Source organism: Streptosporangium fragile, assembly GCF_039534445.1.
GTDB lineage: Bacteria > Actinomycetota > Actinomycetes > Streptosporangiales > Streptosporangiaceae > Streptosporangium > Streptosporangium fragile.
On the sequence record NZ_BAAAVI010000018.1, the window covers coordinates 63,375 to 87,187 of the forward strand.

Annotated in this window: 19 protein-coding genes and 1 pseudogene; 15 read left to right on the plus strand and 5 right to left on the minus strand. The window is 72.0% G+C overall.

Going from position 1 to position 23,813, the window contains the following annotated elements; genetic code table 11:
* Positions 1-878 precede the first annotated feature (878 nt).
* A complete protein-coding gene (locus ABD841_RS14520) occupies positions 879-1,670 on the plus strand; it encodes an ArsR/SmtB family transcription factor (RefSeq protein ID WP_344971574.1) in 792 nt (263 codons plus the stop codon).
* Between the two features lie 92 nt (positions 1,671-1,762).
* On the opposite strand, the pseudogene ABD841_RS14525 reads toward ABD841_RS14520, so the two are convergent.
* Positions 1,763-1,933: pseudogene (locus ABD841_RS14525) on the minus strand (HU family DNA-binding protein); the annotation flags it as partial.
* Between the two features lie 327 nt (positions 1,934-2,260).
* Here ABD841_RS14525 and ABD841_RS14530 point away from each other — a divergent pair.
* The 4 genes from ABD841_RS14530 (at position 2,261) to ABD841_RS14545 (ending at position 6,348) form a co-directional block, all read left to right on the plus strand.
* Entirely contained in the window at positions 2,261-3,205 is a 945-nt protein-coding gene (locus ABD841_RS14530; RefSeq protein ID WP_344971576.1) for an RNA polymerase sigma-70 factor, read from the plus strand.
* Positions 3,206-3,298: 93 nt separating this feature from the next.
* The gene (locus tag ABD841_RS14535) at positions 3,299-4,495 is read left to right on the plus strand and encodes an NAD(P)/FAD-dependent oxidoreductase (protein ID WP_344971578.1); all 1,197 of its coding nucleotides are present in this window, start codon (positions 3,299-3,301) and stop codon (positions 4,493-4,495) included.
* Between the two features lie 473 nt (positions 4,496-4,968).
* Positions 4,969-5,688, plus strand: coding sequence for a hypothetical protein (locus ABD841_RS14540; protein WP_344971580.1), 720 nt, complete (start codon positions 4,969-4,971; stop codon positions 5,686-5,688).
* Positions 5,689-5,928: 240 nt separating this feature from the next.
* Positions 5,929-6,348 (plus strand): DUF1622 domain-containing protein, encoded by a 420-nt coding sequence (locus tag ABD841_RS14545; protein ID WP_344971582.1) that lies wholly within the window; start codon positions 5,929-5,931, stop codon positions 6,346-6,348.
* Positions 6,349-6,457: 109 nt separating this feature from the next.
* Here the strand turns inward: ABD841_RS14545 and ABD841_RS14550 are convergent, their stop codons facing one another.
* Complete coding sequence (locus ABD841_RS14550; RefSeq protein WP_344971584.1) at positions 6,458-7,405, minus strand: hypothetical protein; 948 nt, start codon at positions 7,403-7,405, stop codon at positions 6,458-6,460.
* Between the two features lie 398 nt (positions 7,406-7,803).
* Here ABD841_RS14550 and ABD841_RS14555 point away from each other — a divergent pair, with 398 nt between their 5' ends.
* The 6 genes from ABD841_RS14555 (at position 7,804) to ABD841_RS14580 (ending at position 15,981) form a co-directional block, all read left to right on the plus strand.
* Positions 7,804-8,622 (plus strand): alpha/beta hydrolase, encoded by an 819-nt coding sequence (locus tag ABD841_RS14555; protein ID WP_344971586.1) that lies wholly within the window; start codon positions 7,804-7,806, stop codon positions 8,620-8,622.
* Positions 8,623-8,715: 93 nt separating this feature from the next.
* Positions 8,716-9,219, plus strand: coding sequence for a hypothetical protein (locus tag ABD841_RS14560; RefSeq protein ID WP_344971588.1), 504 nt, complete (start codon positions 8,716-8,718; stop codon positions 9,217-9,219).
* Positions 9,219-10,619, plus strand: coding sequence for a hypothetical protein (locus tag ABD841_RS14565; protein ID WP_344971590.1), 1,401 nt, complete (start codon positions 9,219-9,221; stop codon positions 10,617-10,619). The genes ABD841_RS14560 and ABD841_RS14565 overlap by 1 nt, the downstream gene beginning before the upstream one ends.
* Positions 10,620-10,651: 32 nt before the next feature.
* Positions 10,652-12,040, plus strand: a complete 1,389-nt coding sequence (locus ABD841_RS14570; RefSeq protein ID WP_425581987.1) for a vWA domain-containing protein — start codon at positions 10,652-10,654, stop codon at positions 12,038-12,040.
* Positions 12,041-12,052: 12 nt separating this feature from the next.
* Positions 12,053-13,168 carry an ATP-binding protein gene (locus ABD841_RS14575; RefSeq protein WP_344971594.1) on the plus strand — a complete coding sequence of 372 codons (1,116 nt, stop codon included), beginning with the start codon at positions 12,053-12,055 and terminating at the stop codon, positions 13,166-13,168.
* The gene (locus ABD841_RS14580; RefSeq protein WP_344971596.1) at positions 13,165-15,981 is read left to right on the plus strand and encodes a DUF5682 family protein; all 2,817 of its coding nucleotides are present in this window, start codon (positions 13,165-13,167) and stop codon (positions 15,979-15,981) included. Before ABD841_RS14575 ends, ABD841_RS14580 begins: the two co-directional genes overlap by 4 nt.
* A gap of 178 nt (positions 15,982-16,159) precedes the next feature.
* Here the strand turns inward: ABD841_RS14580 and ABD841_RS14585 are convergent, their stop codons facing one another.
* Positions 16,160-16,552, minus strand: coding sequence for a DUF3224 domain-containing protein (locus ABD841_RS14585; protein ID WP_344971598.1), 393 nt, complete (start codon positions 16,550-16,552; stop codon positions 16,160-16,162).
* A gap of 149 nt (positions 16,553-16,701) precedes the next feature.
* Positions 16,702-18,441, minus strand: a complete 1,740-nt coding sequence (locus tag ABD841_RS14590) for an ABC transporter family substrate-binding protein (RefSeq protein ID WP_344971600.1) — start codon at positions 18,439-18,441, stop codon at positions 16,702-16,704.
* 284 nt (positions 18,442-18,725) lie between these two features.
* Between ABD841_RS14590 and ABD841_RS14595 the strand changes: the two genes are divergently transcribed.
* Positions 18,726-20,000: an MFS transporter gene (locus ABD841_RS14595; RefSeq protein ID WP_344971602.1), complete on the plus strand. Its 1,275-nt coding sequence runs from the start codon at positions 18,726-18,728 to the stop codon at positions 19,998-20,000.
* 138 nt (positions 20,001-20,138) lie between these two features.
* Positions 20,139-20,897: a peptidyl-tRNA hydrolase gene (locus ABD841_RS14600; protein ID WP_344971604.1), complete on the plus strand. Its 759-nt coding sequence runs from the start codon at positions 20,139-20,141 to the stop codon at positions 20,895-20,897.
* A 225-nt stretch (positions 20,898-21,122) separates the two neighbouring features.
* On the opposite strand, the gene ABD841_RS14605 is transcribed toward ABD841_RS14600, so the two are convergent.
* On the minus strand, positions 21,123-22,232 hold the full coding sequence (locus ABD841_RS14605) for a DUF3616 domain-containing protein (RefSeq protein WP_344971606.1): 1,110 nt from the start codon (positions 22,230-22,232) through the stop codon (positions 21,123-21,125).
* A 239-nt stretch (positions 22,233-22,471) separates the two neighbouring features.
* Here ABD841_RS14605 and ABD841_RS14610 point away from each other — a divergent pair, with 239 nt between their 5' ends.
* Both ABD841_RS14610 and ABD841_RS14615 read left to right on the plus strand, forming a co-directional pair.
* The gene (locus ABD841_RS14610; protein ID WP_344971608.1) at positions 22,472-23,365 is read left to right on the plus strand and encodes a hypothetical protein; all 894 of its coding nucleotides are present in this window, start codon (positions 22,472-22,474) and stop codon (positions 23,363-23,365) included.
* A gap of 79 nt (positions 23,366-23,444) precedes the next feature.
* Complete coding sequence (locus tag ABD841_RS14615) at positions 23,445-23,747, plus strand: hypothetical protein (RefSeq protein ID WP_344971610.1); 303 nt, start codon at positions 23,445-23,447, stop codon at positions 23,745-23,747.
* Positions 23,748-23,813: the final 66 nt, after the last annotated feature.

Genomic DNA, 23,813 nt, shown 5'->3' on the forward strand with positions numbered 1-23,813 from the left:
ACGCCGCCCATGCTGGACGCCGGCACTTGGAAGCCACCTGTGACCGGCTGGTGCGGTGAGCGGAGGTCTCTGCCGGTCCGGGAAGCGGCGGTTCATCGGACGAATCAGCCGGTTACCAACAGTCCTCGCGCTTGCTGTCCAACAACAGTCCAGCCAGATAGGCGCGTGCCGCACGGCGGGGCTCGACGCGGAAGAACCGAGGGCGATCCGGGCCATCAGGCCCTCGAAGGCGGCCCGTATGGCGTCGAGCACCTGCCGCGGTGGGGTTCCGGCAGACGGCGGGCCACGCCCATCACGGGGCCTCCTTGAGGTCACCGGACCGGACACCGCTCCGGCCGCCGCCGGACCTCCGGATCGCCCCCGGCTGGGACGCGCCCCGGGAAGCGATCACCGCCCGCGCGGGGAGCGATCTTCACGCGGGCGGTCTCGCCCCAGGCCGACGCCGTTGGTGAACATCCCACTTCAGGGCCGTTCTTGAGATGGCCTGAAGATAGTGACGAGATCCCGTCCGATCGGCTCGATCGGGTGGGATCCCGTCGTTTTCCCGGCCGGCGTGGCCGTCGGCGGGCCCGTGTGAGCGCGTGCGGCGGTCACTTCTCCACGTGAGGGGGACGATTGCTGTTCGAAGAGATACCGGGTGAAGCGCACGGAACGCCCGTGAACGAAGTCGGGGCGAACCTGTATCGACCGAAGTCCGATGACCGGCCGTTGGGTGCGCGCGTGCGCGTCGGCACCTGCGAGGTCGTGTCGAGGATGATCAGCTCCCGCGTCCGCCCGTCGTGGCCGCACGTCTTGACATGCAGCCATCCGGCTGCCTAAATTAAAGGCAGCCGAAAGGCTGCATATCGACAAGCGGCAACCCGGGTACGAGGGCGGACATGGACGAGGTGTTCAAGGCGCTGGCCGATCCGAGCCGGCGCGCGCTGCTCGACTCGCTCAACGCCCGCAACGGGCAGACGCTGCGCGAGCTGTGCGCCGGACTCGACATGGCCAGGCAGTCCGTCAGCAAGCACCTCGCGGTGCTGGAGGAGGCCGGGCTGGTCACCACCGTGCGGCGGGGCCGGGAGAAGCTGCACTACCTCAACGCCGCGCCCGTGCACGAGATCGCCCACCGGTGGATCAGCCGCTACGACCGGGCCAGGGTCCAAGCCCTGGCGGACCTGAAACTCGCCCTGGAGGAGACCCCGATGGACGCGCCGACCTTCGTCTACACCACCTACATCCGCACCACCCCGCAGAAGCTCTGGCAGGCGCTGACCGATCCCGCCTTCACCCGCCGCTACTGGGCCACGGAGTTCACCACGGACTGGTCCGTCGGCTCGCCGATGACCTGGGACAACCACGGCGTGCTGATCAGCGACCCGGAGCAGGTCGTGCTGGAGGCCGAACCCTACAGCCGGCTCTCCTACACCTGGCACGCCATCACCCCGGAGCTCGCCAAGCGCTTCGGCTGGGACGAGGAGCTGCTCGCCCGGCTGTCCGGCGAGGCCCGCTCGAAGGTCACCTTCACGATCGAGGAGGCCGCGCAGGTCGTGAAGCTCACCGTCGTGCACGACGGCTTCGAGCCCGGATCGGGCCTGGCCGAGATGGTCAGCCACGGCTGGCCGAACGTGGTGGCGAGCCTGAAGTCGCTGCTGGAGACCGGCGAACCGCTGCCGGACGACGCGTGACCTCCCCGATCAGGGCTCGACGACGTCGCGGGGTGCCGCCGGGCCGGCCCGCCCGGGCGACCGCCCAGCGGAAGGCGAGCAGCCCGAAAGGTGCCGAAACCGGCCAAAATCACGTCATCGCCCGTGCGTAGGGCGTCGGTGGTCGTGTCGATGAAGGCGTTGAGGGCTTTCTCAGCCTGGGGCTTCTCCAGGCCCGCCTTCTCGGCGATCGCGTCGACGAGTTCGCTCTTGTTCCTGGTCCTCTCTATCGGGCGCGGGACCATCAGAGGCGGTGACACGCCCTCAGCTCCCTTCTCTCAAGTCGGAGGATGAGGCACGCGCTCTCCTGGGCGGTACGGTCGGGCAGGGTCGGGTATGCCGGGATCATCATCGGCGGCGGGATCTCCGGGGCGCACGACCTCGTCGTGAGCCCGACGGCGCGGGCGGTGTGCGGCCGCCGCGGGCGCATCACGGACCGGTCACGAATGGGAACCCGAGATCGACTCGATCACCGCGATCTACTGCGTCCCCGAGATCGGATAGCGCGCCGGACGGCGAAGGGCCCCATCGCGACGGCGGCCGGTTCGCGCGGCGCGACCTAGGATCGGGCCATGCCCTTGACCGCGGACGACATCGATCGGTTCGAGGCCTCCAGGCCGCGTCTGGAGGCCATCGCCTACCGCCTCCTCGGCTCCGCCGGGGAGGCCGAGGACGCCGTGCAGGAGACGTTCCTGCGCTGGCAGGCCGCCGACGTCGACCGCATCGAGGTCCTCGAGGCCTGGCTGACGAAGGTCCTCACCAACCTGTGCCTCAACCAGCTCACCTCCGCGCGGGCGCGCCGCGAGACCTATGTGGGCCAATGGCTTCCCGAGCCGCTGCTCGCCGGTGACCCGATGCTCGGCCCGGCCGAAACCGCCGAGCAGCGCGAATCGGTCTCATACGCGGTCCTCACCCTCATGGAGCGCCTCTCTCCCAACGAGCGGGCGGTGTACGTGCTGCGGGAGGCCTTCGACTACCCGCACCGGGAGATCGCCGAGATCCTCGGCATCACCGAGGCCGCCAGCCAGCAGATCTTCCACCGCGCCAAGAAGCACGTCGCGGACGGCAAGGCCCGAGCCGAGATCGACGAGGCCGCCGCCCGGCGGATCGTCGAGGAGTTCCTGGCGGCCGCCACCAGCGGCCGGACCGATCCGCTCGTGCGCCTGCTCACCGAGGACGCCATCTCGATCGGAGACGGCGGCGGGAAGGTCCCGGCCCGCGCCAAGGCGTTCGAGGGCGCCGTCGCGGTCGCGAAGTTCCTGCGGGGCCTGTTCAAACCCAGCAAGGCCAAGCGCGCCGTGGTCGGTGGCGCGCCCGAGGTCTACGCCTGGACCGCCAACGGCGATCCCGCCGTGGTGGCCGTCGTGGACGGCCGGGTCGTCGGCGTCATGTGCCTGGAGGTCACCGCCGAGGGCATCACCGCGTTCCGCAACCAGGTCAACCCCGACAAGCTCGAACGCGCGACCGCGCGCTGGGCGGCCGCCGACCACGGGGAGCCCCTGTGCAACGCCTTCTGATCGCTATGTGAGGTGCTTCACATCGCGCTCCTGTCAGGAAACGGCGGGCCGCCCGGTTCAAGGGGCAAACCCGCGTACGACAGGAGCAAGGAAATGCAGCACCGCATCGTCGTCCTCGGAGCCGGATACACCGGAGCCATCGCCGCCGGTCGCCTTGCCAGGCGGCTCCGCCGCGAGGACGTCGCCATCACCCTCGTCAACGCCGAGCCCCACTTCGTCGAACGCGTCCGCATGCACCAGCTGGCGGCCGGCCAGGACCTCAAGCCCCGGCCATTCAGCGAGATGTTTGCGGGCACCGGCGTCGGACTGAGGCTCGCGAAGGTCACCGGCGTCGACGTCGACCGCAGGACCGTCGCCGTCGTCGACGCGAACGGCGCCGAAGAACTCGCCTACGACACGCTCGTCTACGCCCTCGGCAGCGGCTGGAACGCCCAGGGCGTACCCGGGGCCGCCGAGCACGCCTATGAGATCGCCGGCCGCCCCGGAGCACTCCGGCTGCGCGAGCGCCTGGCCCGCCTCGACGCCGGGCGGACCGTGGTCGTCGTCGGCGGGGGCCTCACCGGCCTGGAGGCCGCGACCGAGATCGCCGAGGCCCGCCCGGACCTTGACGTCGCCCTCGCCGCCCGCGGCGACCTCGGGGACTGGCTCTCGCCCAAGGGCCGCGAGCACCTGCGGAAGGTCTTCGGCAAGCTCGGGATCACCGTGCACGAGCACACCACCGTCACCGGCGTCGAAGCCGAGCGCGTCGCCACCGCCGACGGCAGGGTCATCCCGGCCGCGGTCACCGTGTGGACCACCGGCTTCGCGGTCCACCCGATCGCGAAGGCGACCGCCCTGAAGGTCACCGACACCGGCCAGATCGTGGTCGACGGGACCATGCGCTCGGTCTCGCACCCGGACGTGTACGCCGTCGGCGACGCGGCCATGGTGATGGGCCCCGGGGACAAGCCGCTGCGGATGTCGTGCGCCTCGGGAACTCCGACCGCGTGGCAGGCCGCCGACGCGATCGCGGCGCGCCTGACCGGCGGGAAGCTCCCGAACACACCGATCCGCTACTTCAACCAGTGCATCTCACTGGGCCGCAAGGAGGGTTTGATCCAGTACGTCACCGCCGACGACCGCGCCGTGCGGGCGGCCCTGACCGGACGGCTCGCCGCCGTCTACAAGGAGCTGGTCTGCAAGGGCGCCGCCTGGGGCGTCGCCAACCCGACGCTCGGGCTGCCGACCCGGCGCCGCCGCGTCACGCGGGAGCGGGCCGCGGCGGGTTCGGCCGTCAAGGCGCCGGCGTAGAGCACGAAGCGAAGCAGGCACCCTCGATGTCGCCGGCCGGCGAAGAAGACAGGCGAAAAAATCAGGAAGCTTCGCGGCGAGCACTCCGGCGACCTCGATACCCGCACAACCCCGGGAAACGATCACAGGAATTCCGGGAATCGATCTTCCTGGTCCCTCCTGCGTCCCAGGCCGGCCCCATTCGTGAACACCCCACCTCTGGGCCGTTCTCGAGACGGCCTGAAGGTAGTTGACGAGATCCTGCCCGGGGCGGCCTGGGAAGCTCCGGCGGTGCGTCCGGACTCGACAGGCCGGGAACGCCGGCCCGGTCGCCGCCGCCCGCCAGGACCGGCGCAGCACGGTCCCACGGTCCGCGACAAGGTGATCGACTTTCGCTTTGCGCCCGCTGTACCATGACGTGGTCGTCGCGGCCGCGAGGAGGGTGTATGAGTCCTGGTGTTCCGGTCATGCGAATCACCATCACCCTGTTCGCGGTGCTGGCCGCCGGTCTTCTGCCCGCGACCGCCGCTCACGCGCAGCCGGGCGCCCCGGGCCTGGAGATCAAAGAGAACCGGTTCCACGTCAAGGCGATCGGCCCCGGCTTCGTGCTGAAGCTGTCGCCGCGCGGGCTCGACGTGCGCATCGACGAGGGGAGATTCGGCGACCCCGCCACCGGAAACCCGATCGAGCGGCAGACGATCGACCTCACCGGGCGCGCGCTGCGGCCCTTCGAATGCGAGAACGGCACGTACACGATCAAGACGGGAACCTTCAAGCGCACCTATCGGGTCTCGCAGTTCGCCAGACGTCCGCTTCCGTACACCGAGGGGTTCGCCACCGGCTCACCGGGCATCTTCACCCCGTTCGTCGGTGAGCTCGAAGGGACCGTGACCGACGCCGAGGGCCGGACGCTGCGCTTCCTGATCTCGGATCTGGTGCAGGAGGTCCTGACCGCGGACGGTTTCTCCGCCACTGCGCCGATCCACGGTCTGTTCGTCGACCAGCGTGGGCGGGTGCGAGACCGCATCTCGCTCATCGGCCGCTTCAACTCCGGACGCGACGGCCAGGGGGCCACCTATGGGATCGAGGACCGTGGCACCTGCCGGCAGATCGCCGATCTTCCCTATGGTCCGGGCAGTGAGCGCGCAGTGGTGACGGGACCGCTTTTCGTGCTCCCGTTCAGTGCGCCCGTGACGGTGCCCGACGACCACTGAGTCCCCGTCGCGTAAGCGACCGCGCCGCGCACCGGACCCGGGAGGCCCCGCCCACCGCGGGAGCGCCCGGGGCCTGCCGGGAAAGCGCCGGCCGCGGTGACTCGTCGTGGGCCGTGGTGATCCGGATCATCGGGATAAGGTGGCCGCGGCAACCGCCAGGACGGCACTCGGGGTCCCGGTACGCACGCGCTCATGGTGTTCCCCGGGCGTGGGCCCGCCGCTCACGGGTATCGGCGGCACATGCCCGACCTGCTTTCCGAATCGGCCCTGCGTCAGGCCGTCGACCTGTTCGTCCGCCTGGTCGAGGCGGCGGGCGCGATCGTCATCGTCCTCGGCGCGGGCGTGGCCTTCGTGCGGTTCCTGCTGGTGGCGGTGCGGCGGAGCGGGGAGGACTTCATCGCCGTGCGCCTGCTCCTGGGGCGCTTCCTGGCGCTGGGCCTGGAGTTCCAGCTGGCCGGTGACGTGCTGCGCACGGCCATCGCCCCGACCTTCCAGCAGATCGGACAGCTGGCGGCGATCGCGGCCATCCGCACGGCCCTGAACTTCTTCCTCAACAAGGAGATCGAGCGCGAGGGCCGCACGGTCCAGGACGCCCGCCGTCACCCGGCGGACCGGGAGACGCGAGCCGCCGGGGACGGCGGCCGGGACGGGGGCGGTTGAGGCCGCGGACACCGTCGCGGTGCCGGCCGCGGTGGCCGACCGGCTCGGGCCGGCCACCGCGGCCGATTCCGCCGACGCCGCTCAGCGGGTGTTCGATCGAAGCCGCCGGTCAGCCCGATGGGACCAGCCAACTCGGTGGAACCGGACCCGTCAGCACCCACTTCGCGAGCTTGCCCGCCTTGGTGTCCCGCGCGGCCTCACGCTCGAGCCGTGCGCGGACCGCGGGGCTCGGTGTCCGGGGCGGCAGGTGGAGGTTGGCGAGTCCGAGCACCGCGCTGTGGCGCAGCTCTTCGGAGACCTCGCGGTCGAGGACCGCGGCGAGTTCCTCGGCCAGGCCGGGGACGCCGTGACCGACACGACCGGCCAGCTCGGCGGCGGCCTCGGCGGCCTCGTCCGATCCGTCGAGCAGGGCGCGCAGCCGGGGGACCAGCGTGGGGCGTTCGGCGGCGGGACCGATTTCGGCGAGCGCGTACAGCGCCAGGCCGAGCGCGCCGCCGCGCAGGTCCGGGAGCAGGGCCATGAGCGTCGACCGCGCGTCGGGCACCCGCAGCGCGTAGCGCTCGACCTCGGGGGCGAGGCCGCGCATCGCGCCGTTGCCGGCGCGCACGAGGGCCACGAGCACCTCCGGTGAGGTCTCGTGCATACGCGCCAGATACCATCCCGCGCTCGGCGCGGTGCTGCTGTCGTCGAGCGCGTTCAGCATCGTCGCGAGGAAATCCGGTTCCGGCCGCAGCATCTCGCAGGGCCCGCACATGCACCGCTCGCACGCCTCGGCGTGGCGCGCCCGCTCCTCGGCGGTGAGCTCGGCCAGTCCGACATACTTGTCGTCGCCGTGCAGCCCCTCTTCGCTGACGGACCACAGGTCACCGCGGAGCACCACGTAACCCCAGTCCTTGGCGAGAAGCTCGCCGAGCGGGGGCGGCTCACTCTCCAGTGTGAGCCCGTGCTCCTTGGCCAGCCAGGTGAAACGGTCCCAGTCCGCGGCGAGCGCAAGCTGGAACCAGTGCTCCCACGCCCACGCCGATCGCGCGCAGCAGCCGGCGAAGTCTCCGAACACCCAGCTCAGCTCGTCACCGTCGACAGCCGAGGGATTCGTATAGGCGTACCCGACCCCATCCTCTAGGTACTCATAGACCCCTGAATATGCTGACGAACCGGTATACCATCTGATGAACTCCTTTACGGCTTCCCAGATCGCCTCGTGCAACGCGGCACGATCACCCTCGCCCGACACCTCAAGCAACACCACACCGGCTCCCATGTCGGATACCGTACTGGATCAAGGGATCAGGAAATCCCCGGCAAACCAGATGGCGTTCACCGTCCGCACCACCGAGGTCGTCGCCGGCGCCACCGACGTCCCGGCCCTGGCGCGCGCGGCCGGACCCGGCACGCGGAGCAGACGTCCGGGGCTTCGCACCGGCCTCCAACTCCACGGGAGCCATGCCGTGGGAGATGATCGAAGGCGAGATGCGCGCGCTGACTGTGATCGTCGTGGTGGTGGCGTTGGCGGTCGCCCTGCTGTGGGCGTTCCAGCGCCACCTGATCTACCTGCCCGATTCCGGGCCGGTCCCGGCGGCCGCGTCCGTGCTGCCGGGTGGCCGGGACGTCACCCTGGTCACCGAGGACGGTGTGCGGCTGGGCGCCTGGTTCTTCCCGGGAGCGGAGCCTCGGCTCGGGGCCACCGTCCTGGTCGCGGGCGGTAACGCGGGCAACCGCGGACACCGTGTCACGCTGGCCCGCGCGCTTGTCGGGCGTGGTGTCTCCGTGCTGCTGATGGACTACCGAGGCTACGGCGGCAACGAGGGCAGCCCGGCCGAGGAGGCCCTGGCGGCGGACGCGCGGGCCGCTCGCGCGTTCCTCGACTCCACGCTCCCCCGGGGGGAGCGGCTGGTCTATTTCGGCGAGAGCCTGGGCGCGGCGGTGGTCACCGAGCTCGCCACCGAGCACCCGCCGGACGGACTGCTGCTCCGCTCGCCGTTCACCGATCTGGCCGCCGCGGGTCAGGCCAACTACCCGTTCCTTCCCGTGCGCCTGCTGCTCCGCGACCGCTTCCCGCTGGCGGAGCGGCTGGCCTCCGTGCGCGTGCCCACCACCATCGTGTACGGCTCGCGCGACACGATCGTGCCGCCGCACCTCAGCCGGTCGGTCGGGGAGGCGGCCGGCGGGCCGGTCCGGGTCATCGAGGTCCCCGGAGCGGGGCACAACGACCCGGTGCTGTTCGACGGTCCCGACATCGTGTCGGCGGTGCTCGACCTCGCCGAACGCCCCTGACCGATGCCGCCGCGCCGGCGACGTCCCGCCCCCGGGACCGCGTAACGGCCTTCGCGGCATTTCTGTCGGAGTGGTCCGCTACGTTCCGGACCCATGATCAACCGTTCACCCGACGGCGCAGCCGTGTGGGAACAACACAGCAGGGTGCGGGTGGTGCCGCCCGTCCGGCCCCGCAAGCTGGCGAAGGTCCCCTTCGTCGAGCTGGCGGACGGCCGGCTGCAGGGCGTGGTGTCGAGCGGCTCGGACATCAGCCGGGTCTACGTCTCCTCCATCGCCGCCGGCACCCACGCCTACAACTGCAGCACCAACAACAACCGCCCGTGCGGCGGCCTGTACGGCGCGCCGTGCAAGCACCTGCGCGCCCTCGCCGCCGAGGCCGTGCTGCAGTACGGCACCGACCGCGTGGCCCGCTACCTGAGGGCCGACGTTCCCGAGGGTGCCGACCTGATCGGCTGCCTGAACGGCGCCCACGAGCCCGCCCCCGCCGCCATGGTGTTCAGCCGCTTCCTGCGCCACCTGGCCTACCTGGAGGTGCCTGACACCACCATGCCGATCCCCGAGCTGCACTGGTTCCCGGCCGCGGGGGTGGTGCGCTGATGCTCGCCGTACAACTGGCCGGACTGCTCGACGGTGACCCGGAGGGCACCGGGGAGGCGCTCGCCCTGGTGTCCGGTTTCGACGACGCCCTGGTGCACGGCCTCGCCCGGCTGGCCGAGGAGCGTGCCGAGGCGCTGGCCGCCCTGGCCGGAGCCTTCGCGGCCACCCCGATCGGCGAGCGGCTGGCGGAGGCCGTGGCCAAGGTCGCCTCCGGCTCGATCGCCGCGGAGCACCTGACGGCCCTGGCCGGCGGCCGGGCCGCGCTGTTCGGCGCCGTGCACGACGCCCTGCTCGCGGACCTGGACGCGGCGCTGGGACGTGAGCGCGCCCCCTGGCGGGCCGCGCCGGAGCCCGAGGAGGACGGCGGCGGCAACCTGCTCGGCGGTGCCCGGTCCTGGCTGCGTGAGCTGGCCATCACCGGCTGGCGCGGTGTCGACCACGACCTCGTCTCCGCCGCGGACCAGATCATCGAGGCGCTGCCGGCCGTGCCGGGACAGCGCAGGCTCGCGGTGCTGCTGGACGGTCTCGCGGCCGAACTGCGCGCCTCCTGCCCGGTCGGCACGATGAAGCACGTGCCGGTACGGCGCTGGGCCGGTCTGTGGACCCGGGCCCTGCTGCTGTCGCAGGACGGCGTCCTGCCCGGTGCTCCCCAGCCCGTCGGCACGGTGTCGGGGCGGTTGCTGATCCTCGGCGTCGACGTGCACGAGCACGGCACCGCGGTCCAGTTCCAGGTCCACGCCGTCCTGGAACCCGCCGACGGCGGCCGGGCCCGGCTGGTGCGGACCGGCGTCGCCGCCGCCAAGGTGGACACCATCACCGGTCCCGCGATGTGGAAGCTGCTGCACCGCCACCCCGTGCTGCTGGCCGCGCTGGCGGACCGCCGCAGCCTGGACGTCACGGACCTGCCCCTGCTCGACAGCGGCGATCTGGTCTGGCACGACGACCGGGCCCTGCCGGGCAAGCCCGCCGACCCGTTCACCACCGCCCGGCTGCTGCTCGCCGGCGCGCTCGCCCCGGCGACGCCGCCCCTGGACCGCGACCCGGTGCGCATCGCCGAACCCGTGCTGGTGGAGGGCTACCAGGTCACCGGGGACGGCTCGTTCGACCTGGACGGCACCGTGCTCGCCGTGGACACCGAGCGGCTGCCCTCCTGCGGCCCGCTCACGCCGAAACTGGTGGCGGACTCCTCGGCATGCGTCGGGCTGGTCCGCTGGGACGGCGGCCGCTGGCTGCTGCAGCCACTCGCCGTACAGGCGAAAGTCAAGCGGGAGACGGTCGAGGCCGGCACCGGCGACTGGGCGCTGGGCCCCACCGACCCCAAGGTGGTGAAGGCCGAGGCCAAGGCCGGAGACGCGGTCGCCGTACTGCGCGAGCGAGCCGGACGGTTGCTGAGACGATGAACGCTGACATTCCCGTGGGCGCCGACGCTTCGATGAGCGACGGCATCGTGGCCGGTGACGGCGCTACGGTGAGCGCCGGGCAGAACCGGCGCCAGGTGCTCTACTGGCGGTTGCTCGCCCGTCTCTTCGACCACGACGAGCAGCCCGCGCTGGAGACCGCCGCCATGGCGGTCGTCGGTGATCTCGGCCTGCCCGCGGCGCTGCTCGACCCCGCGGTCTCGGTCGACACTCTGGTGCAGCGCTTTCCCGAGCTGGCCGCGGAGTTCCAGAACCTGCTCACGCCGGGGGAGAGCGCGCCCGGCGACGAGGTGCGCAGGGCCGCCCTGGTGTCGAAGCTGCTGCTCAACGTCTTCGCCACCGGAACGGGCGACGTCACCGCCACCCGGCTCGCGGCCTGGCAGCAGGACGCCGGCTGGTTCAGGCAGGCCCTCTGCGCCGGCCCCGGAGCGGGCACGGGCACGGGCACGGGGACCGGAGCGGGGGCCGGCCCCGGAGCGGGCACGGGTGCCGGGACCGGTGGTGAGAACGGCGGCGAACTGGCCGGAGTGCTGGCCGGTCTGGAGGCCGACCTGGTCAGCCGCATGCGGCTGCGCGAGGTCCTGGCCGACCCGGCCCTGGCGAGACAGCTCACGCCCAGCATGTCGCTCGTCGAGCAGTTGCTGCGCGACAAGGCCAACCTCTCGGGGGTGGCGCTGGCCAACGCCAAGGCGTTGATCCGCAGGTTCGTCGACGAGGTCGCCGAGGTGCTGCGCACGCAGGTCGAGAAGGCCAGCGCGGGCGTCATCGACCGGTCGGTGCCGCCCAAGCGGGTGTTCCGCAACCTCGACGTCGAGCGCACCATCTGGAAGAACCTCACCAACTACAACCCCGAGGACCAGCGGCTCTACGTCGACCGGCTGTACTACCGGCGCACCGCCAGGCGCACCACGCCGGCCCGGATGATCGTGGTCGTCGACCAGTCGGGCTCGATGGTCGACGCCATGGTGAACTGCACCATCCTGGCGTCGATCTTCGCCGGGCTGCCCAAGGTCGACGTGCACCTCGTCGCCTACGACACCCGCGCGCTCGACCTCACCCCGTGGGTGCATGACCCGTTCGAGGTGCTGCTGCGCACCCAGCTCGGCGGCGGCACCGACGGCACGGCCGCCCTGGCCGTCGCCCAGCCGAAGGTGGCCGACCCGCGCAACACCGTGGTCGTGTGGATCTCGGACTTCTACGAATGGAACTGTGACGCCGTCTTCGCCGGGATGGAGGCGCTGCACCGCTCCGGTGTCCGGCTCATCCCCGTGGGCTCGGTGAACAGCGGCGGCCAGCAGAGCGTCAACCCGTGGTTCCGGCAGAAACTCAAGGACCTGGGCACACCGGTCATCTCCGGCCACATTCGCAAACTCGTGTTCGAACTCAAGAACTTCCTCGCTTAGGAGAATCCCCCGATGACCAATGAGATGCTGCGCGCGCCCGCCGAAGTGAAGTACGCCGAGGAGCTCGACTGGCTGGAGTCGATCGACGACGGTCCCAAGCCGTTCTCCTGGCGGCTCAGCCCCCGGATGGTCCGGCTGTTCGTGCTCGGCTCCGAGCGCTCCGACGGCCTGGACCGGGAGATCTCGCAGAAGTGGTTCGGTGACCGGAGTTTCGTCGAGCGCAGCATCGTGACGCTCGCCTCCGACCGCGGCCTGCTGCTGATCGGCGACCCCGGAACCGGCAAGAGCTGGCTGGCCGAACTGCTCTCCGCGGCCATCTGCCGCAACTCCACCCTGGTCGTCCAGGGCACCGCGGGCACCACCGAGGACCACATCAAGTACTCGTGGAACGTCTCCATGGTGATCGCCAAGGGCCAGTCCCGCGAGTCGATGATCCCCTCGCCCATCATGACGGCGATGGAACAGGGCATGATCGGCCGTTTCGAGGAGCTGACCCGCTCGACCAGCGACGTGCAGGACGCCCTGATCTCGATCCTGTCCGAGAAGTACGTGTCCATCCCCGAGCTCGACACCGACAACACCGTGTTCGCCCGGCCCGGGTTCTCGATCATCGCCACGGCCAACAGCCGCGACCGGGGCGTGAACGACCTGTCCTCGGCGCTGAAACGGCGGTTCAACTTCGTCCGCATCCCGGTGGTGACGAGCAAGACCAGCGAGGCGGAGATCGTCCGCTTCCGCACCACGGAACTGCTGCGCCGGCACCGGATCGAGCTGGATGTGCCGCCCACGCTGCTGGACATCCTGCTGCAGAGCTTCGCCGACCTGCGCGCCGCGGCGGCGTCGGCCGCCAGCGAGGACGAGAAGCTGGAGTCGGCGCTGTCCACCGCCGAGCAGATCGGCGTCCTGGAGGACGCCATCCTGCACAGCCACTTCTTCGGTGACCGCACGCTGCGCGCCCAGACGCTGGGCGGTGCCCTGGTGGGCTCGCTGGCCAGGCGCGCCCCCGAGGACCTGGCCATCCTGAACAAGTACTGGCACGGGGTCGTCGAACCGCGCAGCAAGAAGGACGGCGGGGAGTGGACGAACTTCCTCGAAGGCGGCCGTCAGGCGATCTCCACGCTGTCATGAGCACCTTCGACGCCCTGCGCGAGCAACTCCTCGACGCCGCCGAGGCATTCTCCGGCGGCCGGGACGCCCTGCCCGGCATCCTGTCCGGCATGGTCGACGACGTCGACCGGGTGCTGCGCGAGGAACTTGAGATCTTCCCGGTGTGTCACCACTCACCGGCCTCCGCGCTCGCCATGACGCGGCGGCTGCGCGACAAGCGGCCCAAGGTCGTCTACCTGGAACTGTGCGAGGACCTGCGGCCGCTCCTGGACGAGCTGCGCAACTGCCGGCTGCCGGTGGCGCTGCAGGCGTTCGCCACCGACCTCGACGGCTTCCCGCCCGGCTCCGGCCCGCTCAGCGTCGTGGCGCCGGTCACCGAGGCGTCGGCGGAGTACCAGGCCATCGCCTACGCGCTCGAGACCCCCGGCGTCGAACTGGTGCTGGTCGACCGCTCGGTGGACCACGTCTTCCAGTGGCTGCCCCGGGAACCGGACGGGCCGGCGGGCCCCGAGCCCGCCGCCCCCGAGGACGACACCGCCGGGCACGGTGAGGAGGCGGCCCTGCACGGCGACGCCGTGGGCGTCGAGATCGGCGACCTGCGGCCCCGCTTCGCCGAGCTCGAAGCGCACCTGCTGCACCACGGCAAGGTCCGGCACTGGTCCGAGTGGTGGGACCAGTACGTCGAGCAGCCGCTGACCGGAGCGGACTACGGCACCTACCGCCAGGCCATGGCGCTGGTCGGCAGCCTGTTCCGGCGACTGCGCCCCTCCGGGGACGACCGCCTGGCCCGTGACGAGGAACGCGAACGCTACATGTGGACCCGGATCCGCGAGCACCTCGCCACCTCGGGCGCGGACCCGGCGGACTGCCTGTACGTGTGCGGCGCCTTCCACGCCGTCAGCCGGGTCGCCGAGTTCGGCCTGGCCTCCGAGGCGCCCCCCTACACCGTCACCCCCCGCACGGCCACCCGCTGGCTGTACGGGCTCATCCCCTCCAGCCACTCGGCCATCGAGGCCCAGTTCGGCCTGGCCCAGGGGTCGGTGTCGATCGCCGCGGCGACCTGGGCCAAGGCGGCGACCCGCGGGGGCGTCACGCCGTACCGGCTCCAGGGGCAGAAGGGCGGCCGCACCCGCTCGCGGGCCGCGAAGTCCGCGCCGCCCGCGCCGCCCGTCCCGCGGGAACCGGCCGCCGACCGGCTGTCGGGGTTCCTGGCCACCCCGCCCGCGCTGGACGGCCTGGACGAGGACGAACTGCGCGGGTGGTGCGTCGACATCGTGCGGCTGGCCCGCCGCAACGGCTACCTGGCCAGCACGGCCGACGCCATCGCGGTGTTCGAGACGTCGATCCTGCTCGCCGGTCTGCGGGGCCGGGCGAGGCCGACGCCGTACGACTTCCAGGACGCCGCGGTCACCTGCATCGAGAAGGACGTCGTGCCGGGCCGCCGCGACGTCCGCCGCCTGTGCGAGATCCTCCTGGGCGGCGACCGGATCGGCACGGTCGGGTACGACGCGCTCCCTCCGCTGGCCCAGGACGTGTACGACCGGCTGGCGCCACTCGGGCTGGACCTGAGCAGGCGCACCCAGCAGCGGGTACTGCTCGACCTGGTGGCGAACCCCGAACTGGTGCCGTGCTCGGACCTGCTGTGGACGCTGCGCTACCTGCTGCCCGACGACGCGGTCCGGCCCATCATGGGGGCGCGCCGCCTCGGCGAGCGGCCGATCCAGGAGAGCTGGGACCTGGCGATCGGCCGCCACCAGCGGTCGATCATCGAGCTGGGTTACGAGGGCGTCACCATCGAACAGGTGCTGGAGCAGCGGCTGCGCCGCAAGGTGTGGGACCCGCGGGCCACCGCGGGGGTCGCGCTCGCGGCCGTGGAGGACGCCATCCTCTACCTGGGCGGCCGCCGCTTCACCGACGAGCTCGGCAACCGCGCGGTGGAACTGCTGGCCGCCGAGCGCACCGTCGACGACGCCCCCGAGGTGCTGCGCCGGATCCGGCGACTGCTGGCCCACTACCGGGCCACCGAACCGGACCTGCCGGCCTGGTGCGAGGCGTTCGTCACGGCCGGGTACGCGCACTACTGCACGCTGCTGCCGACCGCTTTCGCCGACGACGACACCGGCGTCCGCCAGGTCGGCGCCATGCTCGGCTTCCTGTTCACCCTGGAGAGCCTCGCGCTGTCGCTGGGGTGCGACCGGGCCCAGCTGGAGCTGGCGGTACGGCAGTCGCACCCGGAGGCGCCGGCCAAGGTCGCGCTGCTGTGGGCGGCCAAGACGCAGCTGGGCCTGCTGCCGCGGGACGAGCTGCGTGCCCGGTGTGACGAACTGCTGGCCAACCCGCTCGTCGTCCCCGCCTTCCCGCTCTACCTGAGCGGGTTCGTCCAGGCGCTCGAACCGGTCCCGGCCCTCGCGCCCTTCGTGGTCGAGGTGCTGTCCAAGGCCTTCGCGCGGCTGCCCGACCCCGTCCTGCTGCCGTGGCTGCCGACGCTGATCACGACGCTGCGCCGGCACGCGGTGGAGCTGGTCCCCGTCCTCGTCCGGGAGGCGGGCCGGACCTTCCCCGGCACGCTGGCCGAGCTGGACGCGTGGACTCCGCCGTGGGAACGGCCGGCCGCACCCGCGCGGGCGGCCCGCTCGGTGCCCGCGCAGAGCGGGCCGGTGGCCGGGCTGCTGGTCCGGCATCCGCAGGCGTGCGACGCCGTGGCGGCGCTTCTCGGCTGCGCGGCGGAGTGGCCCGCGGACGGCGGCCCGCAGGCGGGGGACCCGGAGGTGCGGGGGTTGCTCGCCCGGCACCCGGAGACGGCCGGCGCGGTCGCGGCGTTGCTCGGCGGCTGAGCCCCGATTCACCGGGCGGCGCCCGCCCCGGTCGGGCCGGTGGCCGGTCTGCCGGTCCGGCACCCGGAGCCGGGTGGCCGGCCTGCCGCCCGGCTCGGCCGGTCACCGCGCCGGGCGTCGTCGCCGCGCTCGCCGGGGCCCGCCCCGGTCGTCCCGGACGCCGGGGCGGGCCGGAAGGTCAGCCGAGCTCGTAGTCCAGGTGGAAGGAGTGGGCGCCGTCGTCGTTGACGATCCGGCCGCCGCCTCGGATGCCCGCCAGCTCACCGGTGCCGGAGTCGGGGAGGATCGTCCAGCTCAGCGATGACTCCCCGGCGTGGCTGGTCGCCGTGTGGTGGAGGACGAAGGTGCCCTTGCGGCCGTGCACGGTGCCGGTGAAGCGCTCGAAGCCCGCGTACGCCGCCGATGTCTCGACCTTCGCGATCGCGGTGATGATGTCGGTGGTGCTGGTGCCGGTCAGGTCGCCGTCGAAGGTCTTGGTGAGGTGGACGCGGGTGAGTACGGCGCCCTCGGCCTCGTCGTAGGGCTGCGGATCCCAGCTGTCGACGGTGAAGGTTCCGGCGGCGCGCGGCATGGGTCTCTCCTTCGGGACGTTCGGGTCTGCGTCCATCCTGGAGTCCGTACCTGTCATCCGATGTCAGGTACGGTCGCGGCCCGGTGGCGGGACGCGGACCTGCCGCACGGAAGCGCCGCCGGGACCGGGACGGGTTGCGGCGGCGCGGGTCAGGAGAGCCGCCACTTGTCCATGTTCCAGGTGATGGTCGACTGCGCGGGGTTCGGGACGACGTTCTGCAGGGTCTCGTCCCACGCGCTGAGGCCCGGGTGCTGGAACAGCGGGATGGTGGCCAGGTCCTTCCAGAGCTCCTTCTCGATCGCACCGATGATCGGGTCCTGGGCGGCCAGGTCCACGGTGGAGTTCAGCTCGGCGATGAGCCTGTCCACCTTCTTGCTGGAGTAGCAGCCGTTGTTGTTGCCCTTGAACTCGCCGTTGCACTTCTTCGGGGTGGTGAAGTTGGAGGCCCACCCGCTGACCAGGGCCGATCCGTTCCAGGCGAACAGCGCCACATCGTAGCCGTTGGCCGGCATCACGGTGCCGAAGAAGTCCTCCGAGCCCTTGTCGACGACCTTGAAGCCGGCCTTGTTGCAGGAGTCGATGATGAGCTGCACCGCGGCGGTCCGGGGCGGGTTCGGGGTCTGGTAGCCGATCTTGACCTCCAGCCCGATCTTGCCCGCCTTCCTCAGCAGGGCCCTGGCGCCGTCGATGTCCTGCTCGCCGTGGGCGCCGGCGCCGCCGCTGGCCGCGACGACGGCGGCGTGGTTGGCCTGGAACGGGGCCACGGTGCGGATCTCCAGCGGCCTGGCCTCCGGGGCGACGGGCCTGATCAGGGCGTCGACGATGCGCTGCCGGGGCACGCACTTGGCGAACGCCCTGCGCAGCGTCCTGTCCCGGAACGGGCTGGAGTCGAGGTTGAAGTCCAGGTGCTCGTAGGTGTACTTGTCGGAGACGCTGACCTCGACCCGGTCGAGGGAACGCAGCTGTTCCAGCACGTCGGGGCCGGGCTGCGGCTCGACGATCTGGACCTCCCGGTTCTGCAGCGCCTGCGCCTGCTCGTCCAGGGTGATGAAGCGCTCGACGATCGTCGGGGTCGCGGCGGGGGTGCCCCACCACCTGTCGTTGGCGACGAGGGTCAGGGAATGTCCGGCGTCCAGTTTGGAGAGCTTGTACGGGCCGGAGGAGGGGATCAGCTCGGCCGCCGGGAGCCTGCCCTCGGAGACCCAGCCGTTGTTGAAGAACGCGATGCCCCGGGCGATCTTCTTCTCGTCGGAGTCCTTGACCGCCGCGATGAACTCCTCCTCCGACAGGCCGTCCTGCTTGGCGATCACGTGGGCGGGCAGCAGCTCGGTCGCGGCCGGGCCGCCGGCCGCCCAGTCCGCGAACGGCTTGTCGTAGACGAGGGTGAACCTCTTGCCGCCCTTCTCGCAGTCGGGGATCCGGGTGTGCTCGACGCCGTTGGTGTCGGCCGCGGAGAAGCCCTTGACCTTGCCGGAGCGGAAGGCCCACCACAGCATGACGTCGTCGCAGTCGATCGGGACGCCGTCGGACCAGACCGCTCTGTCGTTGATCGTGTACTCGACGGTCAGCGGATCGTCGGAGATCTTCGCGTAGGTGCCGAAGTCGCGGTCGGGGGTGATCGCGCCCTTGTCGCCGTAGAACCAGAATCCCGTCAGCACCCGCTGGAGAGGGGCGGCGTTACGCGTGGCGTTCTCGGCGGCGGTGTTGTTGTTGTAGGACTGGAACTCCTGCTCGTAGGCGTAGACGATCGTATGCGCCGGGATCGAGGTCGATCCGGAGACGGAGTCCGCGGGGGTGCCCGCCTGCTCGGTGCCCGCGCAGGCGCTCAGCAGGAGCGAGCCCCCCAACGTCGCCGCCAGCAACCTGCCTGATGTGCGTGCGTGGGACACGGCGACACTCCTTCGACTCTCCGGTCCTCGGTCATCCGCCGGCGCTGTCGTGCGCAGCCGCGCACCGTGTCTCTCCTCCGGACACGGGCGATGACCTGGGCGTTGCGGACCTGGGACCGTCACCGCGCCAAACTGTAACAAAGCCGGGCGATCACCTCGAAACTTCTTGGCCTGTGAATACGCCCTCACCGTGGTCCTCCGGGACGGGAGTTGGCCTGATCCTTGCGCATGTTGGCACTCGGGCCACTCGTGGGATACCGGGTCCGGTCCCGATGATGAACCGCATGACAACGGCTCTTCAAACACGGAAGCGCGGGCTGCACCGCGCCTGGATCGTGGCGGGAGTCGCGTTCGTGGCCATACTCGGCGCCGCCGGGTTCCGGGCGACGCCCGGCGTGCTGATCACCCCACTCCAGGAGGAGTTCGGCTGGTCCCGGGGCACGATCTCACTCGCCGTGTCCGTCAACCTCATGCTCTACGGGCTGACCGCGCCCTTCGCCGCCGCCCTCATGGACCGCTTCGGCATGCGCAGGGTGGTGACGTACGCGCTGCTGCTGGTCGCCGCGGGCAGCGGGTTCACGATCCTGATGGACGCCCCCTGGCAGCTCGTGCTCTGCTGGGGCGTCCTGGTGGGCCTCGGCACCGGGTCGATGGCCCTGGTCTTCGCGGCCACCCTCACCGAGCGATGGTTCGTCCGTCACCGCGGCCTCGTCACCGGCGTGCTCACCGCCGGCGGCGCCACCGGGCAGCTCGTCTTCCTGCCCGTCCTGGCCCACCTGGCCGCCGGCCACGGCTGGCGCTGGGCCGCCGTCACGGTCGCCGTGGCCGCCCTGGCGGTCGTGCCCCTGGTCTGGTTCCTGCTGCGCGACCACCCCGCGGAGGTCGGCACCACCGCCCTGGGCGCGGACCCCGCCGCGCCCCCGGCCGCCCCGCCCGTCCGTACCGGCGGCGCCGCGTCCCGGGCTCTGGGCGTGCTGCGGAGCGCCGCGCGGACCCGCCCCTTCTGGCTGCTCGCCGGAGGGTTCGCGATCTGCGGGATGAGCACCAACGGCCTGGTCGGCACGCACTTCATCCCCGCCGCCCACGACCACGGCATGTCCGAGCCGACCGCCGCCGGGCTGCTCGCGCTCGTCGGGATCTTCGACGTCGCCGGGACCGTCGCGTCCGGCTGGCTGAGCGACAAGGTCGACTCGCGCATCCTCCTCGGCGTCTACTACGGGCTGCGCGGCCTGTCGCTGCTGATCCTGCCCAGCCTGTTCGCGGCCACCGCCGAGCCCAGCATGCTCGTCTTCATCGTCTTCTACGGCCTCGACTGGGTGGCCACGGTCCCGCCCACGGTGGCCCTGTGCCGCCAGGTCTACGGCCCGGACGGCGCCGTGGTCTTCGGCTGGGTCTTCGCCTCCCACCAGGTCGGAGCCGCGGTCGCCGCGGTCGGCGCGGGACTCACCCGCGACCACCTGGGCGCCTACGACCTCGCCTGGTACGCCGCCGCCGCCCTCTGCCTCGCCGCCGCGATCATGTCGGTGGCCATCAGGAAGACGGCATCCTTGAAGGTATGAGAGAACAGCGAGGCGGGTGCGTCGCCGGACACGGGACCGCACCGGGCGCACGGCCGACTGGGGAGGCTTCGTGAGTGAGCGGTGCGGGCGAGCCGGCGGGTACGGCGGTGCGCGGGCGCTGCCGACGGAGGAGGCTTCGTGAGCGGCGTCGCGGGTGAGGTGACAGGTACGGCGGGCGAGACGGACGGAGCGCGGGACGAGGCGGGCGAGCCGCTCAGGGAGGACAGGATGGTCCTTCCGCTCGTGGTGCGGATCGAGCGCGCCTCCCCGCCCGGGCGGTCCGACGCTTTGGCGGCGGCGGCCCTCGCCGTCCTGACATTGCTCGACGATCCCCGTGCCCGCGACGGCGGTGAGTGGGCCGAACCGGTCCGGGCCTGGGACACCAGCAGGTTCCGGAAGGTCGTCCGGCGGGCGCGGGGATCCGAGTGGCGCCGGGTGCTCGAACTGCCGGGCGTCACGGTCACCTCCGGCACCGCCGAGGTCCGCGTCCACCCGCCGATCCCGCTCGACGGATGGCCCAAGGACCTGTCCCGGCTCCAGGTCTCCGGCACCGAGCTGACCGACGTCGCCGAGCCCGGACCGCCCGGGGACGTGGTTCTCTGGCTCAACCCCGAGCTGAAGATGTCGGCGGGCAAGGCCATGGCCCAGGCCGGGCACGCGGCCCAGCTCGCCTGGCAGGGGAGCGACGGCCAGGCCCGGCGGACGTGGCGCGACCGGGGCCTGGCCGTCTCCGTGCGGACCGCCGACCCCGCCGCGTGGGCCGAGCTGGTCGCCTCCGGGCTGCCCGTGGTCAGGGACGCCGGCTTCACCGAGATCGCGCCCGGATCCTGCACGGTCGTCGCGGACACCCCCTGGCTGCGCCGCACGGCCGGTTCCCCACCGGTTCCGCGTCCGTGACGATGTGACTCCACGCCCGGGAGGGCAACGGTTCCGCGTGCCCGACGTCTCCCGGGTGGCGTCGCGGAGACCGCCCGTACCGGGCTCCGGTGCCGCCCGCGCCACCCGGCGCCGCTTCCGGCAGTCCCCGGCGGACCGGGCCGCTCCCGGCGTGTCCGGCCCACGCGAGGCCGGCCGGGCCCGGATGCGGGCGGTCCCGGGCGGTGGGGCCGGGCTCGGCCGCGGTCATCCCGGATGCCGTGCGATCCCGGCGCCGCCCGCGCCACCCGGTGTCGTCCCGCTCCTCCCCCGCGGGGAGTCCTGGACGCCCGGGGCGTCCGGGACCGGCCGGGGGATCCTCACGATGTCGGCGAGTACGCCCCCCTCCGGGGTGAGGCGCGCCGCGGCCGGGTTGTCGTAGACCACCAGGAGACGCTCGCCGTCGAGCGCGGCGATCCCCTCCGCGTGGTCGTGCCCGTCGCCGTGGACCAGGTCCATGACCGTCTCCACGCGATGGGCGGCGGACGGTCCGTCCCCGGGACGCCAGCGCAGCACCCGGATCGGGCCGTCGAGACTCATGGTCGGCCCGGCGAGGATCAGCAGGCCGTCCTCGTACGGGCACAGGTCCCGTACGCCGAGACCGCCCAGGTTCAGGAAGTGCGTCCGGTACGGCCTGCCGTCGATGAGGGCCGGCCTGAGCCTGCCGGGCCGTCGCGGGTCGCTCTCCGGCCGGATCTCCAGGAGCACGGCCCAGCCGCGCAGCACCGGCCCCCGCAGGCCGACGAACACGCGCCCGCCGATCACGGCGATGCCCTCGATGTCCAGGCCGTTGTCCTTGCTCGGGATCGCCGTGAACGGACCCAGGTGCGGGTCCTTCGCGACCAGGTCGGCCAGGTTGTGACCGGCGCCGGACAGGATCTCGGCCCTGCGGCGGCCGTCCTCGCGCACCGGGGCGGAGCCGGCCAGCGGTAACCGTACGAGGATGTAGCGGTTCTCCTCGCGTACCACGTCGGCCAGACGGCGGCGGACCCTGTCCGGAGAATGGTGCGCCTTGGCCCGCCTGCGTTTGAGGCTGTGCGATCCGATGGCCCACAGCCAGCCGTCGGCCCGGGCCAGACCCTCGATGTCCGCCTCGTCCTCGCGGCCGGCCGGCAGGTCCACGTAGTCGGCCAGGTAGAAGGTGCGCTGGTCGCAGAAGCGGCCCTCCCGGAACGTCAGGTGCTCCACCGTCGCGGTCTCGTCACCCGCCAGCCAGATGCCGAGGTCGTCGGTGCGGACCGCTGACAGATTGGTGTGCGTCGCCGCCTCCCGGGAGGCGGCGTCGAATCGGAGTTCCACCTGGCGTTCGACGAACATCCCGAAATCATCGCAGGTGCGTTCGCGGCGGATGGGGCAGGTACTCGTTCCCGAAGTGTGATGGGGATCCTGCACGAGAAAACTGGATTTGTCGTACGCTCCCGATCGTGCTCGATGGGTTGGGTGGGACTCAGGGGACCCGGGGGACGGGTTCCACTCCGACGTATGCCGCCGAGGCGGATACGTCGGAGCTGCCGAAGGCAGCGGTGCAGACCCGCCCCAAGCCACCGGCCTCGCCCGTGAAGCGATCCCTCATCGGTGACCTGCGGATGCGTGTGATCTACCGCATCCTGGCCGTGGCCACCGCGCTGGTCGTGGCCGCGGTCGCGGTGGTGGTGTTCCTGTCGTCGGGCTCCTCAGATCAACCGGGCGGGGATGCGTCGGGGCCGATCGCCGCGCCATCTGCCGCGGCGCCCTCGCCCGGTCTCGGCTCCCCGCCCGCGCCGACCCCCGCGGCGTCCGCGCCGGAGTCGGCCGCTTCCCCACCGGCGTCCCCGGCGCAGACCCCCTCCGCATCGGTCCCGGGGAGCGCCACCCCCTCGGCGCCGGGCCCGTCCGACGACGCCACCCCGGCGCCCGACCGCAGCGCCGTGGTGGCGGCCCTGGCCGACCCGCGTGTCCCGGAGCTGACGCGCGACCGGCGGCTGGCCCGGTTGCCCGGCAAGCCGTACCAGGGCAAGCGCCGCCTCCAGGACCGCAAGGCCGGTGTGTCGCTGATCCGCTTCGGCAGGCCCTGGAAGATCTTCGGCGCGTCGCCCTTCTCGACCAAGCAGGTTCTGCCCAAGGTGAAGGGCACCGGTCACCGGGCGATGCTCGTGAGCTGCCCGGTGCCGATCCTGGTGCAACAGAAGCCGAAGGACACCGCCCTGCTGGCCGCCCGCTGGACGCTCAACCACCACCCCAAGGGCAGCAGGATCTCCTGGCTGGCCTCCCAGCCGATCAAGGGCGGCTGGCTGCTCGCCTACCGGGTGAAGTACAGGGTCAAGGGCAAGCCGCGCTTCTCGGTGGCCGCCGTCGCCGTGACAGAGGTCCCCGACGCCAAACCCGCGATGCTCTTCGTGACGATTCCCGACAGCCAGCGCACCCGCTGGCGCGACATCAACACCGCGGTCGCCTCCCTCAAGCTGAGATAGCGCCGCGACCGGAAACCTTGCCGGGCACCATCGGTTCGTCCGGCATCCTGGAAGACCAGCGATCACGAGGAGACCAGCGATGTCCTCCCCCCTCGGCACGCGGCCCGAGCCCCGGCGTACCCCCCTCGGCGCGGAGGAGAAGGTCCGGGCCGAAGCGAACTTCGTCCCCCTCGTCGCCGAGCACCTCACCGTCAGCGGCCGGTTCAGGGTGAGCGCCGACACCCCCGAGCTGGTGGAGTTGTTCCAGGGGGTCGCCCGCAGGGTGGGTGACATGCTCCGGCGGCCCGTGGTCAGCTACGCCAACGGCAGGTACATGGTGATCACATTCGGTCAGGAGGAGGCGGGCCTCACCGACCGGGGCGTCCGCTCGGTGCAGGAGTGACCGCCGGTCGCCGTCGGCGCTGCCGAACCTGGTCGGCTCCGGAGGAACCCGGTGAGCCTCTCCGGT

Excerpts from the sequence above, each read along its gene's own strand:
- ABD841_RS14520 (WP_344971574.1), top strand. The coding sequence starts at position 879 with ATGGACGAGGTGTTCAAGGCGCTGGCCGATCCGAGCCGGCGCGCGCTG.
- ABD841_RS14530 (WP_344971576.1), top strand. The coding sequence starts at position 2,261 with ATGCCCTTGACCGCGGACGACATCGATCGGTTCGAGGCCTCCAGGCCG.
- ABD841_RS14535 (WP_344971578.1), top strand. The coding sequence starts at position 3,299 with ATGCAGCACCGCATCGTCGTCCTCGGAGCCGGATACACCGGAGCCATC.
- ABD841_RS14545 (WP_344971582.1), top strand. The coding sequence starts at position 5,929 with ATGCCCGACCTGCTTTCCGAATCGGCCCTGCGTCAGGCCGTCGACCTG.
- ABD841_RS14555 (WP_344971586.1), top strand. The coding sequence starts at position 7,804 with ATGATCGAAGGCGAGATGCGCGCGCTGACTGTGATCGTCGTGGTGGTG.
- ABD841_RS14560 (WP_344971588.1), top strand. The coding sequence starts at position 8,716 with ATGATCAACCGTTCACCCGACGGCGCAGCCGTGTGGGAACAACACAGC.
- ABD841_RS14565 (WP_344971590.1), top strand. The coding sequence starts at position 9,219 with ATGCTCGCCGTACAACTGGCCGGACTGCTCGACGGTGACCCGGAGGGC.
- ABD841_RS14570 (WP_425581987.1), top strand. The coding sequence starts at position 10,652 with ATGAGCGACGGCATCGTGGCCGGTGACGGCGCTACGGTGAGCGCCGGG.
- ABD841_RS14575 (WP_344971594.1), top strand. The coding sequence starts at position 12,053 with ATGACCAATGAGATGCTGCGCGCGCCCGCCGAAGTGAAGTACGCCGAG.
- ABD841_RS14580 (WP_344971596.1), top strand. The coding sequence starts at position 13,165 with ATGAGCACCTTCGACGCCCTGCGCGAGCAACTCCTCGACGCCGCCGAG.
- ABD841_RS14585 (WP_344971598.1), bottom strand. The coding sequence starts at position 16,552 with ATGCCGCGCGCCGCCGGAACCTTCACCGTCGACAGCTGGGATCCGCAG.
- ABD841_RS14595 (WP_344971602.1), top strand. The coding sequence starts at position 18,726 with ATGACAACGGCTCTTCAAACACGGAAGCGCGGGCTGCACCGCGCCTGG.
- ABD841_RS14605 (WP_344971606.1), bottom strand. The coding sequence starts at position 22,232 with ATGTTCGTCGAACGCCAGGTGGAACTCCGATTCGACGCCGCCTCCCGG.
- ABD841_RS14615 (WP_344971610.1), top strand. The coding sequence starts at position 23,445 with ATGTCCTCCCCCCTCGGCACGCGGCCCGAGCCCCGGCGTACCCCCCTC.